Consider the following 15,212-nt stretch of genomic DNA (forward strand, 5'->3'; position numbering starts at 1 on the left):
TCCTGCTGCCGGAAAGGCAGGCCAATGCTTCAGCTTATCAACATCGAAAAGAAATACACCACCGGCGATCTGACACAGGCAGCGCTCAACGGGGTCAGCCTCAACCTCCGCGACAGTGAATTTGTCGCCATCCTCGGCCCCAGCGGCTCGGGCAAGACCACCCTGCTCAACATCATCGGCGGCCTTGACCGCTACGACAGCGGCGAACTTATCATCAACGGCATCTCCACCCGCCGCTACACCGACCGGGACTGGGACTCCTACCGCAACCACACCGTCGGCTTCGTGTTCCAGAGCTACAACCTCATCCCCCACCAGACCGTCCTCGCCAACGTCGAGCTGGCCCTGACCATCTCGGGCGTGTCGGGGGCCGAGCGCCGCCGCCGTGCTGCCGAAGCGCTGCGGCAGGTGGGTCTGGGCGACCAGCTCCACAAGCGCCCCACCGAGATGTCAGGCGGACAGATGCAGCGCGTGGCCATCGCCCGCGCCCTTGTCAACAACCCCGACATCCTGCTGGCCGACGAGCCGACCGGCGCACTGGACAGTGAGACCAGCATTCAGGTCATGGAGCTGCTGAAGGACGTCGCCAAAGACCGTCTCGTGGTCATGGTCACCCACAACCCCGAGCTGGCCGAGCAGTACGCCAACCGCATCGTCCGCCTGCGGGACGGCCTCATCACCGACGACACCCGCCCCTTCGAGCCGGACGACACCAAGCTTGCCCCGCCCATCCACAAAAACATGGGCCGCTCCTCCATGTCCCTGCTCACCTCGCTGGCCCTGAGCTTCAACAACCTGCGCACCAAAAAGGCCCGCACCCTCCTCACCGCCTTTGCAGGCAGCATCGGCATCATCGGCATCGCCCTCATCATCTCCCTGTCCGCCGGCGTCAACGCCTACATCGCCGACATGGAGCGCTCCACCCTGAGCGAATACCCGCTCCAGATCCTGAGCAGCGGCGTGGACATCACGAGCTTTCTGTCCTCGGGCAGCAGCGACGGCACCACCGCCACCGGCCTGCCCACCGATGAGGACGGCAAAAAGGACACCTCCGGCGGCGTAGAGGGGATGGTCTCGGTGCGCCAGCTCATCACCAAGATGGTATCGGGCCTGACCTCCAACGACCTCACCTCCCTAAAGAAGTACCTCGAGAGCGACGAGTCCACCATCGCAGAGGACGCCACCTCCATCGAGTATTCCTACAGCGCCCAGCCCCAGATCTACCGGCAGGACGCCGACGGCAGCGTGCATCAGGTCAACCCGGACTCCACCCTCTCGATGCTGGGTCTGGGCAATTCCGGCTCCAGCTCCACCTCCGTCACCAGCAGCCTCATGAACAGCGTGGGCAGCAACACCAGCGTCTTTTACCAGCTGCCCGCCAACAGCGATCTCTACCGCTCGCAGTATGAGGTCAAGGCCGGGCGCTGGCCCGAAAAGCCCACCGAGTGCGTCATGGTCCTGAGCAAATACGGCACCGTCACCGATTACGCCCTCTACTCCATGGGCCTGCGGGATTCTGCCGAGCTGGACAAGATGATCCAGCAGTTTGCCCAGAACCAGAGCGTCGATGTGCCCAGCGATTTTCGCACCTACAGCTACGACGAGCTGCTGGGCCTCAAGTTCAAGCTGGTGAACAGTGCCGACACCTATGTCTACGATGAAACTTACAAAGTCTGGAAGAGCAAGGCCGACGACAAGGAGTATATGCAGCAGCTGGTGGAAAACGGCGAGGACATCACCATCGTGGGCATCGTCCAGCCGGACTACACCGCCTCGGCCTCTATGCTCACCTCCGGCATCGCCTACCCCGCCTCCCTCACCGAGAAGGTCATGGAGGACGCCGCCGACAGCGACATCGTGAAGCAGCAGATGGCCGACCCCACCACCAACGTCCTCACCGGCGAGAGCTTTGGCAGAGCCGAGAGCATCCGCGACTTCGACCTCGCAAGCCTCTTCTCCATCGACACCAATGCACTGAAGGATGCATTCCAGTTCGACGCCGCTGCCCTCGATTTCGACCTGAACGGGGCTTTCGACCTCAGCAGCGGCAGTTTCGACCTGAGCAGCCTGCTGGACTTCTCCGACTTCTCCCTCAACATCGACGAGCTGCCCGACATCGACCTCAGCGAAGCCCTCTCCGGGCTTGACCTTTCCGTCTCGCCGGAGGCGCTGCAGGACCTCGTGCAGAAGATCTTTAAGGACTACAAAAAATATATCATCGGCAACGGTATCCTCAACTTCAAGAATTGGAGCTTCTCTGCCTACCTCAAGACCGAGCGGTTCCAGAAGCTGCTGGCCGAATCCATGAAGGAGCTGGTGGACCCGGACAAGCTGCAGGGCCAGCTTTCGGAGGCGCTGCAGGCCACCATCCGGACCGTGATGGACACCTACTCCAACCAGATCACCGCTGTGCTGAAAGAGCAGCTCGACGCCGCCCTCCAGAAGGGCATCGTCACCTTCCAGGATCAGATCCAGACCCAGCTCAAGACGGCCATCCAGCAGAACATCGGCAAGCTGAGCAGCCAGATGGAGGGTGCCATCAAGATCGACTCGTCGGCCTTCCAGAAAGCCATCCAGCTCAACATGACCACCTCCGAGCTGACGGAGCTGATGCGCTCCACCCTCCGCTCCTCCTCGGCCACCTACGAAGCTAACCTGACGGCCTTCGGCTATGCAGATGAGGACACCCCCAGCCAGATCAAGATCTACCCGAAGGACTTCGCCAGCAAGGCGGTCATTCTGGAAAAGCTGGACGCCTACAATGCAGGGATGTCCGCGAAGGGCGAGGACGAAAAAGTGGTGCAGTACACCGACCTCGTGGGCACCCTGATGACCAGTGTGACCGAGATCGTGAACATGATCAGCAGCATGATGGTGGCCTTCGTCTCCATCTCGCTGGCCGTCTCCTCCATCATGATCGGCGTCATCACCTATATCAGCGTCCTTGAGCGCCGGAAGGAGATCGGCATCCTCCGGGCCATCGGTGCCTCTAAGCGGAACATCTCCGAGGTGTTCAACGCAGAGACCTTCATCATCGGCCTCTGCTCGGGCATCATGGGCATCGTCCTCAGCGAGATCCTCCTCATCCCCGGCAATATCATCATCCAGAAAGTCTCGGGCACCTCGACCCTCGTGGCCGCCCTGCCCGTGGACGCGGCCCTCTTCCTCGTGGCGCTGGCCACCCTGCTGACCATTCTGGCCGGCATCATCCCGGCCCGCGGCGCAGCCAAGAGCAACCCCGTCAAGGCCCTGCGCTCCGAGTAAATCTCCCCAGATTCCATTCCCGGTATCCTTTCCGCTCCGGCGGCAGGGATACCGGGATTTTTTGCCTGTTTTCCCTCTGTGCACATCCGTTAGCTTGTATCCATCCCACATGAGAACGTATTTTTTGGTCTTAAAAGTTACAAAAAGGTACGGTCGCTCCGGGAGTTTCCGGTAGTTTCCGGGAATTACCGGAAATTCGTTTCCATTTTGCTTTGCGGGCAGATCAACCTGCACAAAAGAGGGTTGATTCGTTATGCACTTCTGCCAAAAGTGTTTCAGAGTTATTGATTTATTCCACAAAATGTGCCATACTATAGTCACTGAAACCGTTCCCGACATCGTTCCCATACAGTTTCAGAGAAAAAACCGTTTTCGACAAAAAGAGAGGGGTCTCCCGGAATGCCGAATCTGACCATCAAAGACATCGCACGGTTGAGCGGCTGCTCGGTGAGCACCATCTCCCGGGTCATCAATGACCGGCCCGATGTGCGGCCCGAAACGAAGGAGAAGGTGCTTCAGGTGATGCGGGAGTCGGGCTTCGTGCCCAACACCAACGCCCGTCAGCTGAAGATCCAGCAGTCCCGCAGCCTCGTCTTCGTGGTCAAGGGCACCCGGAACCTCTTCTTTTCCGACTTTCTTGTCCAGCTGCAGCGGGCCGCGACCCTCTACGGGTACAACGGCATCGTCTCCTATCTGGACGAGAACGCCAACGAGATCGACGCCGCCGAAAAGATCCTCCGGGAGATCAAGCCGAAGGGGATGATCTTCCTCGGCGGCAGTGTGGCGAACTTCCGGCAGGGCTTCTCGAACATCACGGTGCCCTCGGTGCTGGCCACGCTGGTGTCCGACGAGCTGGACTTCCCGAACCTCTCGATGGTGGGAGTGGACGACCGGGCTGCGGCCCGCACGGCCGTCTCCCACCTCCTCGCACAGGGACACCGGAAGATCGCCGTGCTGGGCGGCCCGGCCACCAGCTACCCCAGCCGGATGCGCCGCCTCGGCGCACAGGAGGCGATGGAGGACGCCGGGCTGGCCTTCGACGACCGGCTCTATGGCCTGTCAAACTACGATTTTGAGTCAGCCTATCACGCCATGAACAGTCTGCTGGCCCGCCGGGCCGAGTTCACTGCCCTGTTCGCCATGAGCGACGTCATCGCCTTCGGTGCCATCCGGGCGCTGGTAAGCGCCGGGCTTCGGGTGCCGGAAGATGTCTCGGTCATCGGCTTCGACGGCATCACGATGTCCCGCTACTGCGTGCCGGTGATGACCACCATCGTCCAGCCCAGCGAGCAGATCGCCCTCCAGAGCATCGAGCTGCTGATGCGGCAGATCGAGCATGGTGCCCCGGCCCAGAAGATCACGCTCCAGCCCGAGCTTCAATTCGGCGAGAGCGTCCGGGCCATCTGAGTTATTTCGTCTCATTTCCGCCGCGGGGCGGAATGTATATATCACATGATGAAGAAGGAGAACAATTATGAAAAAGATGATCTCTCGTCGTAACTTCCTGAAAGCCGCCGGCATCTCTGCTGCTGCCCTCGGTCTGGCTGCCTGCGGCGGCTCTTCCAGCAGCACTGCTGGCTCCACGGCCAGTTCCACCGCTGCCTCTGCCGCTCCCACTGCTTCCGGTAAGGTCTACTACCTGAACTTCAAGCCGGAGCAGGATCAGGATTGGCAGGATCTGGCCGCTGAGTACACCAAGGAGACCGGCGTGCCTGTCACCGTCGTGACCGCAGCTTCCGGCCAGTACGAGACCACCCTGATGAGCGAGATGGAGAAGAGCGAAGCTCCTACCCTGTTCCAGGTCAACGGCCCTGTGGGTCTGGCAAACTGGAAGGATTACTGCTACGACCTGTCCGGCAGCCAGCTGTACGGTGAGCTGACCAGCGACTCCTTCGCCCTGAAGGACGGCGACGCCGTCACCAGCATCGCCTACGTCATCGAGACCTACGGCATCATCTACAACAAGGAGCTGCTGACTGCCGCCGGTTACACGCAGGACGACATCAAGGGCTTCGCTGACCTGAAGAAGGTCGCCGACGACATTCAGGCCCGCAAGGCTGAGCTGGGCGTCGATGGTGCATTCACCTCCGCCGGTATGGATGGCTCTTCCGACTGGCGCTTCAAGACCCATCTGGCAAACCTGCCCATCTACTACGAGTACAAGGCTGACGGCATCGGCTCCACCGACGCCATTAAGGGCACCTACCTCGACAACTACAAGCAGATCTGGGATCTGTACATCACCGACTCCACCTGCGACCCCAAGCTGCTGGCTTCCAAGACCGGCAACGACGCTGTTGCTGAGTTCGTGGGCAAGAAGGCCGTCTTCTATCAGAACGGCACCTGGGCTTACAATGACGTGAAGGATCTGGGCGACGACAACCTCGGTATGCTGCCCATCTACATCGGCGTTGAGGGCGAGGAGAACCAGGGCCTGTGCACCGGTTCCGAGAACTTCTGGTGTGTCAACAACACCTCTTCTGAGGAAGATATTCAGGCCACTCTGGACTTCCTGTACTGGTGTGTCACCTCTGAGGCCGGCACCAGCGCGATGGCTGACAAGATGGGCTTCGTCATCCCCTTCAAGAAGGCTAAGGACTCCACCAACCCCCTGATCACCATTGCAAACCAGTATGTGGCCGACGGCAAGACCAGTGTGGACTGGTGCTTCTCCACCATGCCTTCCGAGGAGTGGAAGAATGGCGTCGGCTCCGCTTTGACCGCTTACGCCGCAGGCACCGGCGACTGGAATGCTGTCGTCACCGCCTTCGTGGATGGCTGGGCCAAGGAGTACAAGCTGGCCAACGGCTAAGCACTCTCTTTCTTCCGCAACAGTTTGACTAACGGGGGCGGGCGATCGGTTCGCCCGCCCCCTTCTTTTTCGGGAGGTATATCATGCAAAAGGCCATCAGCAAATACTGGCCGGTGTTCGTCCTGCCCACCCTGCTGGCGTTCATCATCGGCTTCATCTGGCCCTTCATCTGGGGCGTCTACCTGTCCTTCCAGCGGTTCACCACCGTCAGCAAGACCACCTTCGTGGGCTTGCAGAACTACCTCAGCGTCTTCTCGGACTCCACCTTCCTTCACGCCTTCGGCTTCACGGCGGCGTTCACCGTGGTGTCCACCGTCCTCATCAACGTCTGCGCATTCGCCATCGCACTGGTGCTCACCCGGGGCATCCGGGGCACCAACCTCTTCCGCACCGTCTACTTCATGCCGAACCTCATCGGCGGCATCCTGCTGGGCTACATCTGGCAGATCCTGCTGAACGGCGTGCTGGCCAACCTCCAGAAGCCCCTGCTGGCACTGGACGCCAAGGCGGGCTTCGTGGGTCTGGTCATCCTGATGTGCTGGCAGCAGATCGGCTACATGATGATCATCTACGTCGCGGGCCTGCAGAGCGTCCCCGGCGACCTCATCGAGGCAGCCAAGATCGACGGTGCCAACGACCGTGAGATCCTCTTCAAGATCAAGATCCCGATGGTCATGCCCAGCGTCACCATCTGCACCTTCCTTACCCTGACCAACAGCTTCAAGCTCTTCGACCAGAACGTGGCTCTGACCGCCGGTGAGCCTGCAAACGCCAGTGAGATGCTGGCCCTGAACATCTACAACACCTTCTACGGCCGCTCCGGCGCTCAGTGGAAGGGCATCGGCCAGGCAAAGGCCGTGGTGTTCTTCCTCGTCGTCGTGGTCATCTCGCTCATCCAGCTTAAATTTACCCGCTCCAAGGAGGTGCAGCAGTAATGCCGAAAGAGAAAAAAATGTGGGACAACGTCCTCACCGTCATCATGAGCCTACTGTGTCTGCTCTGGATCTACCCCATCGTCCTTATCCTGCTGAACAGCCTGAAGAAGGAGGGCACCTTCACCACCTCCACGGTCTTTAAGCTGCCCACTGCAGAGACCTTCGCAGGCCTGTCCAACTACATCTACGGCGTCACCAAGATGGGCTTCCTGTCCAGCCTCGGCTACAGCCTCGTCATCACCGTGTCCAGCGTGGCCCTCATCCTGCTGTGCTGCTCCATGACCGGCTGGTATCTCACCCGCGTGAACAACAAGCTCAGCAAGTTCATGAACCTACTCATCGTCTTCTCGATGGTCGTCCCCTTCCAGATGGTCATGTTCACCCTTTCCAAGACCGCTGACACCCTCAATCTGAACACCCCGTGGAACATCTGCATCATCTATCTGGGCTTCGGTGCCGGTCTGGCCGTCTTCATGTTCACCGGCTTCATGAAGAGCGTCCCCATGGAGATTGAGGAAGCCGCCATGATCGACGGCTGCAGCCCCATCCAGATCTTCTTCAAGGTCGTCTTCCCCATCCTCAAGCCCACCATGATCTCCACCGCCATCCTTGAGACGATGTGGGTCTGGAACGACTACCTGCTGCCCACGCTGGTGCTGGACATCAAGAAGTACCGCACCATCCCCATGGCCATCCAGTACTTCCGCGGCGGCTATGGCCGCGTGGAGCTGGCTCCCATGATGGCCTGCATCATCATCGCCATCATCCCCATCATCATCCTTTACATGACCTGCCAGAAGTACATCATCGAGGGTGTCGTGGCAGGTGCAGTCAAGGGCTAAGACAAGGAGGTTCTATCCATGCGTGCGAGCGGCATTCTGATGCCCGTCTTCAGCCTGCCGGGGCCTTACGGCATCGGCACGCTGGGAGGCGAAGCCTTCGCCTTTGTCGATTTCCTTGCGGCTGCAAAGCAGACCTACTGGCAGATCTTACCCATCGGCCCCACAGGCTACGGGGACAGCCCCTACCAGAGCTTCTCTGCCTTTGCAGGCAACCCCTACTTCATTGATTACCGGCTGCTGGCAGCAGATGGTCTGCTGACGGAGGACGAGTTTCCCTCCCCTCAGCCCGCAGAGCGCATCGATTATGGCGCGCTCTACCAGCAGCGGCCCGTCGTCCTTCGCAAGGCGGCGGAGCGTCTGCTGGCGGCCCCCACTCCGGCCTACAAGGCCTTCTGCGAGGCCCAGAGCGACTGGCTTGAGGACTATGCCCTCTTCATGGCCGTCAAGGCCGAGCAGCAGCAGGCCGGACTTTCCGATTGGCCCGATGACCTGCGCACCCGGGAGCCTGCGGCTCTCGCCGCCGCCAAGGCACGGCTGGCCGCTGAGGTGGACTACCACAAGGCCGTGCAGTTCTTCTTCTACACCCAGTGGAATGCCCTCAAGGCCTACGCCAACGGCCACGGCATCCAGCTGGTGGGCGACATCCCCATCTACGTCAGCCCGGACTCCAGCGACCTCTGGACACGTCCGGAATTGTTCCAGACCGATGGAGCCGTCCATCTGACCAATGTGGCCGGGTGCCCGCCCGACGCCTTTGCCGCCGACGGCCAGCTCTGGGGCAACCCGCTCTACGACTGGCCCCGCCATGAGGCCGAGGACTTCCGCTGGTGGAAACGGCGTATCAAGCACGCCACCTCCATCTACGATGTCGTCCGCATCGACCATTTCCGGGGCTTTGAGAGCTATTATTCCATCCCCGCCGGGAACAAGACCGCTGCGGGCGGCCACTGGGAGAAGGGGCCTGACCGGGCCTTCATCGACGCCATGCACAAGGCGCTGGGCGAGGGCGGCATCATCGCCGAGGATCTCGGCTACCTTACCCCCGAGGTCAAGACCATGCTGGCCGCCAGCGGCTACCCGGGCATGAAGATCATGCAGTTCGCCTTCGACAGCCGCGAGCCGGGCAACTATCTGCCCTACACCTACCCCCGCAACAGCGTGGTCTACACCGGCACCCACGACAACGTGACCACCGAGGGCTGGCGTCAGAGCGCCAGTCCCGAGGACGTGGCCTACGCCTGCCGTTACCTGCGCTGTACGCCGGAAGACCTCACCGAAGCCATGATCTGCGCCTGTCTCTCCTGCGTGTCGGATATGGCCATCATCCCGCTGGCCGACTGGCTCCATCTGGACGCCGAGGCCCGCATCAACACCCCCAGTACGCAGGGTGCGAACTGGCAGTGGCGGCTCACCCAGCCGCTCACCCCAGCCCTCAGTGCCCACATCGCCGCGCTGACCGCGCTGTACCACCGCGTACCGGGCGAGGAACTCTGAGCTTTCCCCATTCTCCGCTTCATCCTGATAGCAGCAGCGCCCCGCCTGCCTCTCCCTTACCGGAACGCAGATGGGGCGCTGCTGTTTTCTGTGTTTTCAGCGAAATTTTAACACAACATTTTTTCGGAGCCTTTACCGGGGCATCTTCTTTATATTTTAGCGTTTTTCCGTCTGTTTCACTTGATTTTTATGCTTTGGTGTCCCAAATCCCGTTCTGATTCTGTTTCTGCGCTCTCTTGTTGTTTTTCGGCAGTTATGCTATAATCCAGATAGTTTAGTCTCCGTCTCCGGCGGAGCGTATGTGTGAAAGGAGCATTCCCCCTATGGAACTTACATATCAGAGTCCGATGATGCCGGCTGCTTATGCCGTCATCTCTGCCGACGAGATGACCTACATCGACGGCGGTGCCCTTCAGATCGGTTCTTACCTCATCGAATTTCACCCCGAGAACCTTCTCGCTGCCGCTGTGAACTTCACGGTCAACTTCGCCCAGCTGATGGGCAAGGCTGCCCTTACGGCGGCCGTGGGCGGCCTGCTTCTGATGCACGAGGACGGCCTGACCCTGTCCCAGTCCGTCTCCTATTACTGGGACGGCCAGAGCAAGGCCGGTAAGGTCGGCACCGTGGTCGTTGGCGGTCTCGCAGGCTGGTACGGCGTCCTCAAGGGCATCCAGATCTATAACACGGCAAAGTCCCTCTACATCGAGCTGAAGAACGCTTACGAGCAGACCAAGGCCAACCGCGCAGCGGCACAGGCCGGCGTTCTGGCGGCTGCATAAGCGCTTCTGCCTGACCCGATGGAGCGATAGAAAGGAGTCGTTGTATGAAACGTATCCAGATGCCTTCTTCCTATGCTGTTGTGACGGAAGAAGAAAAGGAGCTTCTGGGCGGCGGCGGAGCCTTCCGCGACGCTTGGGACTCATTTACGGACCACCTCCGCCTCAATGATTTCTTCTTTAGAGGCGGGCTGCTGTCCCTTTCCATTTCGTTCATCCCGATGCTGCTGTTCAATGTGGTCAAAGCCGGATTCCATGTGGCAGTAAACGTCCACACCTTCCTGTTCGGCGGCCCCAGCAAGGCAGCGACGGACATCGAGAACTACAGAAATGATATGCACGCTCTGCACGAGGACATGAAAGCCCAGCGCCTGTGAGCTTTCCCCAAACGAAACGATGCCCTGCGGCGGTGGGTCTCCACCATGCCGCAGGGCATTTTCTTTGTGTTCACAGGACCTGCATCGCCCCCTGCTCCCGCAGACAAAGCAGATAGCAGCAGCCCGGGCCGAATATGGATTCCATTGCGGCACAGTAGCGCTCCACCAGTGCATCCGGCACAAAGGCCTGTATCGTCCCGGCAAAGCCGCCGCCCTGCATCCGCCATGCGCCCCCGCTCCCTGCGAGGATGCTCTGGCTGAGGGCCAGCGCCGCCGACAGGCCCTGACATTGGGGCGAGGCGGCGCAGTAGACATTCTGACAGAGTTCAAAGGAGGAGTGGCCGCTCGCCTCCACCAGCCGGACAAAGGCGGCGAAGTCCCCCGCCGTGAGCGCTTCTCTCTGGGCAAGGGTTCGGGCGTTCTCCTCAAAATAGTGGATGGCCCGCAGCACGGCGCGGTCGCCGCAGCACGCCCGCAGCCGGGGCAGCTCCTGCCAGAAGCGGGCCTCGCTGACCTCGCCCAGCACCTTTCCGCCCAGACAGGCCGCCACAGCCTCCATCTCCTTCCGGATGGCCGCGAACTCGCCGGTCAGCTCGCTGTGGCTGGCCCGGGTGTCGGTGACGCAGAGGGTCATCCCCTCCGGCAGGACACCGTCGGCGTGGATCTTTTCGATCTTTGGCGCAGCCGGGTCGGCTAAATCGGCAAAGAGCACACCGCCCACGGCGCTGGTCAGCTGATCCAGCAGGCCGCTGGGCTTTCCGAAATAGGCATTCTCCGCAAACTGGCAGATCCGGGCCAGCGCCGGGGCATCAAGGCCGCAGCCATACTCCGTGTTGAGGATGACCGCCATCCCCATCTCAAAGGCCGCCGAGCTGGAAAGCCCTGAGCCGCGGAGCACATCGCTGGCTGTGTAGGCATCGAAGCCGCCGATGCCGAACCCCTTGGTGCGGAAGCCATCGGCGATGCCCCGGATGAGGCTTGCCGAGTGGGTGCTCTCGCCCTGCTGCGGCTCGGCCTCGGTCAAATCGATGACGTCCAGTTTGTTGAAGCCCCGGGACTTGACCCGGATGAAGCCGTCCTCGTTCCGGGACGCCACCGCCACGAGGTCAAGGGTGACAGCGCCCGCAAGGCCGTAGCCGTGCTGGTGGTCGGTGTGGTTGCCGCCCAGCTCGGTGCGCCCGGGGGCAGAATAGACCCGCACCTGCCGCCCCGGCCCATAGTAAAGTTCGAACTGGTCGAGTGCCGCGCAGTAGCGGCTGCGCTGACGGTCAAGCACGCTCTTGCTGCCGCCGTAAAGCGCGGCCAGCGCGGCGTCCCGCCTTCCCGCTGCGATCTCGTCTCTGAGCTGTCTGCTGGTTGCCATCCAGAACCCCTCCCCCTGCGCTCTCTGAGATGTTCGGTTTGTTACCGCTATTGTAATGCATCCGATGCCATTTTGCAATTTCAACCCGCAAAAAAAGTAATTTTTGGTGTCCAGCCCAAAGAATAAGATGTACTTTTGTTGAATTTGCAGGGGCAAATGTGGTATACTTTGGCTATAGAGCCAATAGGCAGGAGGGAACCGCAATGGCAGACGTCTATAAACAGTCCTTCAAACAGAATTACACCAACAACATCGAGCTGTCCATCTTCAACTGCGGTCTGGAGCGCTGCGCTCCGGGGCAGACATGGGGACCCGGCATCCGGGACCACTACCTCATCCATCTGGTCGTCTCCGGCAAGGGGGTATTCGAGGTCGGCGGGCGCACCTACGAGGTGACGCCGGGCGATCTGTTCTTCGCCCGCCCCAGCCAGCTCATCCGCTATACGGCCGACGAGACCCAGCCCTGGGAGTACAGCTGGGTCGGTTTCAACGGAGCCTGCGCCCATAAGCTGGCCGCGCAGCTGCCCTTTACGGACACTGCCCCCGTCCACCACACGCAGGACCTTGAGGGGATGCGGACTGCCCTGAGCAGCATCTACTCCTCTCGCGGATTGCAGCCGCAGGATGAGGCCGCAATGGTGGGCTATCTCTACCTGTTCATCTCCGCCCTGATGCGGGAGACCAGCGAGAGCCGCCCCCACAGCACCTCTTCCTCCAGCCAGTACGTCCTGAACGCCATCAAGTACATCCAGTTCAACTACTCCCACGACATCTCCATCGACGACGTCGCCAAGAGCGTCGGTGTCTCCCGCAGCCACCTCTACCGGGTGTTCATGCTCAACGTGGGCAAAAGCCCCATTGATTACCTGACCGAATACCGGGTCAACGAGGCCTGCAAGCTGCTGCGGGGCGGCACCCTGTCCATCGCCGAGGTGGCGGCGTCCGTGGGCTTCCTCGACCAGTTCTATTTTTCGCGGGTGTTCAAGCGCGCCAAGGGTGTGCCGCCCAGCAAGTATATGACTTCGCAGGCTGACGCAGACGTCCAGCCCGCCCCTGACGAGACATAAGGAGAAATTCATCCATGCCCTTACAAAAAAATCAGCTTCTCACCCTGCGCATCGAGCGCCTTTCCAACGATGGCAGCGGCGTGGCCCACTCGTCGGAGGGCGAGGCCGTCTTTGTCCCGGGCACTGCCCCCGGCGACGAGGCGCAGGTGCGCATCGTCAAGGACTGCGGCCGGTACGCCTTCGGCATTCTGGACAAGCTGCTCACCCCTTCGCCGGACCGCATCCCGGTGGACTGCGCGGTAGCCGGCCCCTGCGGCGGCTGCAGCCTGCGGCATCTGGATTATGCTGCCGAACTGCGTGCCAAGCAGGAGAGCGTCGCCGACGCCTTCCGCCGCATCGGCGGGCTGGATGTGCCTGTGCTGGACGCCCTCCCCTCCCCTGAGGTAGACCGCTACCGCAACAAAGTCCAGTTCCCGGTGGGCCGCGATAAGGACGGCGCACCCTGCATCGGTTTTTACGCCGGGCGCACCCACCGCATCGTCCCCTGCCCCGACTGCAAGCTGCAGCCCGGCGTCCTGAACGACATCGGCAACACTCTCTGCGCCTTCTTCGCTGCCCACGGCATCCAGCCCTATGACGAAGAGCGAGGCAAGGGCCTCGTGCGGCACATCTTCCTGCGCCGGGGCGCACACAGCGGCCAGATCATGGTCTGCCTCGTCTGCACCCGCCCGAAGCTCCCCCACAGCGATGAGTTGGTAGCTCTGCTCCGGGAAAAGTTCCGCGATATTGCCACCATCCTCATCAATGTCAACGCCAAAAAGACCAACGTCATCCTCGGCGAGGAGAGCGTGACCCTCTATGGCCCGGGCTGCATCGAGGACACCCTCTGCGGCGTGCCCGTCCGCCTCGGCCCCCTCTCCTTCTATCAGGTCAACACGCTGGCTGCCGAGCGCCTCTACGGCATCGCTGCCGAATACGCCCAGCTTGAGCCGGACGATGTCCTGCTCGACCTCTACTGCGGCATGGGCACCATCGGCCTCTCGATGGCCAACCATTGCCGAGAGCTGATCGGCGTGGAGATCATTCCCGAGGCCATCGACAGTGCCAAGGCCAATGCCGCCCGGATGGGCGATGCCGTCGCCGCCAAGAGCCGCTTCTTCTGTGCCGATGCCGGCGAGGCCGCTGCCCGCCTCGCCGCTGAGGGCCTGCGGCCTGACGTCATTATGCTCGACCCGCCCCGCAAGGGCTGCGATGAGACGACCCTTTCCGCCGTCGTCCAGATGTCCCCCCGCCGGGTGGTCTACGTCAGCTGCAACCCCTCCACCGCCGCCCGCGACGCCGCGTGGCTCGGACAGCATGGGTATCGCGCCGAGAAGGTGCAGCCCGTGGATCTGTTTCCGCGAACGAAGCATGTGGAAGCGATAGTTTCGCTACAAAGAGGAATCTAGTGGAAATCATCCGCTTTACGTTGTTTTCTCGTCATGTTGTGTTCGATGGCGAGGGCGATAAACTCCGCAATAAACGCATTGAAAATCATATCACCGTTTCGGTGGTAATTGATATGGAGTGCGGAAACACAAAGAATTGAATATCTAACAATCGGCATAGCCGCAGACTTTAACAAAAAGCCTGCGGCTTTTTCTTTGCCCAAAAACAGAAAGGAGGCATCCGTGAAATGGCAGTTTTTCGGGTAGAAAAGAACAGCGGCTACACGGTCATGTCAAACCACCACCTGCGGAACCGGGCCTTGTCCCTGAAAGCCAAAGGCTTACTCTCCCAAATGCTCTCCCTGCCGGAAGATTGGGACTACACCCTGCAAGGGCTGGCCCGTATCAACCGGGAAAGCATCGACGCGATACGGCAGGCCATCCGGGAACTGGAACAGGCGGGCTACATCTGGCGTTCCAGAGAACGGGACGAGAAAGGGCGGCTGCGTGGTGCAGACTATGTGATTTTCGAGCTGCCGCAGCCCGTTCCTGCATCGGTTTCACCTACATTGGAAAATCCAATGTTGGAGAATCCCACGCAGGAAAACCCTACGTTGGAAAATCCAATGCAATTAAATAAAGATAAACTAATTACAGAAAAACAAAAGAAAGAGGGATTAAATACCGATTCCATTCCTATCCATTCCCCAAACCCCTTGCCTTTGGACGAGGACGAGACAGCGGCACCGCCGCCGGAGCGGACCGGAAGCCGAAAGGAAGCGGCCTATCAAATCTACCGGGACCTGATTTTGGAGAACATCGAGTATGACACCCTCATCCAGAATCCCCGGATAGACCGGGAGCAGCTGGACGAGATCGTGGACATCCTGCTGGAAACCGTCTGCACCAACCGCA

At 60.6% G+C, this 15,212-nt stretch carries 13 protein-coding genes; 12 read left to right on the forward strand and 1 reads right to left on the reverse strand.

Annotation, left to right across the window (positions count from 1 at the left end; all coding sequences use genetic code 11):
• Nucleotides 1-24: 24 nt before the first annotated feature.
• From LKD23_RS01680 to LKD23_RS01715, 8 genes are all read left to right on the forward strand, one after another.
• A complete protein-coding gene (locus tag LKD23_RS01680; protein ID WP_227620066.1) occupies nt 25-3,264 on the forward strand; it encodes an ABC transporter ATP-binding protein/permease in 3,240 nt (1,079 codons plus the stop codon).
• 399 nt (nt 3,265-3,663) lie between these two features.
• Nucleotides 3,664-4,671 carry a LacI family DNA-binding transcriptional regulator gene (locus tag LKD23_RS01685; protein ID WP_227620067.1) on the forward strand — a complete coding sequence of 336 codons (1,008 nt, stop codon included), beginning with the start codon at nt 3,664-3,666 and terminating at the stop codon, nt 4,669-4,671.
• A gap of 67 nt (nt 4,672-4,738) precedes the next feature.
• A complete protein-coding gene (locus LKD23_RS01690) occupies nt 4,739-6,076 on the forward strand; it encodes an ABC transporter substrate-binding protein (protein ID WP_227620068.1) in 1,338 nt (445 codons plus the stop codon).
• Nucleotides 6,077-6,159: 83 nt separating this feature from the next.
• Entirely contained in the window at nt 6,160-7,011 is an 852-nt protein-coding gene (locus LKD23_RS01695) for a carbohydrate ABC transporter permease (protein ID WP_227620069.1), read from the forward strand.
• Nucleotides 7,011-7,853: a carbohydrate ABC transporter permease gene (locus LKD23_RS01700; protein ID WP_227620070.1), complete on the forward strand. Its 843-nt coding sequence runs from the start codon at nt 7,011-7,013 to the stop codon at nt 7,851-7,853. Before LKD23_RS01695 ends, LKD23_RS01700 begins: the two co-directional genes overlap by 1 nt.
• An 18-nt stretch (nt 7,854-7,871) precedes the next feature.
• Nucleotides 7,872-9,347 (forward strand): 4-alpha-glucanotransferase, encoded by a 1,476-nt coding sequence (gene malQ, locus LKD23_RS01705; protein WP_227620071.1) that lies wholly within the window; start codon nt 7,872-7,874, stop codon nt 9,345-9,347.
• Nucleotides 9,348-9,670: 323 nt separating this feature from the next.
• Entirely contained in the window at nt 9,671-10,126 is a 456-nt protein-coding gene (locus LKD23_RS01710) for a hypothetical protein (protein WP_227620072.1), read from the forward strand.
• A 44-nt stretch (nt 10,127-10,170) separates the two neighbouring features.
• Nucleotides 10,171-10,500 carry a hypothetical protein gene (locus LKD23_RS01715; protein ID WP_227620073.1) on the forward strand — a complete coding sequence of 110 codons (330 nt, stop codon included), beginning with the start codon at nt 10,171-10,173 and terminating at the stop codon, nt 10,498-10,500.
• Nucleotides 10,501-10,570: 70 nt separating this feature from the next.
• Here the strand turns inward: LKD23_RS01715 and LKD23_RS01720 are convergent, their stop codons facing one another.
• A complete protein-coding gene (locus LKD23_RS01720) occupies nt 10,571-11,863 on the reverse strand; it encodes a galactokinase (RefSeq protein ID WP_227620074.1) in 1,293 nt (430 codons plus the stop codon).
• 203 nt (nt 11,864-12,066) lie between these two features.
• On the opposite strand from LKD23_RS01720, the gene LKD23_RS01725 reads away from it, so the two are divergent.
• The 4 genes from LKD23_RS01725 to LKD23_RS01740 all read left to right on the forward strand — a co-directional run.
• Nucleotides 12,067-12,930, forward strand: a complete 864-nt coding sequence (locus LKD23_RS01725) for an AraC family transcriptional regulator (RefSeq protein ID WP_227620075.1) — start codon at nt 12,067-12,069, stop codon at nt 12,928-12,930.
• 14 nt (nt 12,931-12,944) lie between these two features.
• Nucleotides 12,945-14,318: a 23S rRNA (uracil(1939)-C(5))-methyltransferase RlmD gene (rlmD, locus tag LKD23_RS01730; protein WP_227620076.1), complete on the forward strand. Its 1,374-nt coding sequence runs from the start codon at nt 12,945-12,947 to the stop codon at nt 14,316-14,318.
• Nucleotides 14,318-14,458 (forward strand): hypothetical protein, encoded by a 141-nt coding sequence (locus LKD23_RS01735; RefSeq protein ID WP_166444378.1) that lies wholly within the window; start codon nt 14,318-14,320, stop codon nt 14,456-14,458. Before rlmD ends, LKD23_RS01735 begins: the two co-directional genes overlap by 1 nt.
• Nucleotides 14,459-14,545: 87 nt before the next feature.
• A partial coding sequence (locus LKD23_RS01740) for a DUF6017 domain-containing protein (protein WP_227620077.1) occupies nt 14,546-15,212 on the forward strand: 667 nt, incomplete at its 3' end.

It is taken from the genome of Faecalibacterium butyricigenerans (assembly GCF_020687345.1).
In the GTDB taxonomy this organism is placed as follows: Bacteria; Bacillota; Clostridia; order Oscillospirales; family Ruminococcaceae; genus Faecalibacterium; species Faecalibacterium butyricigenerans.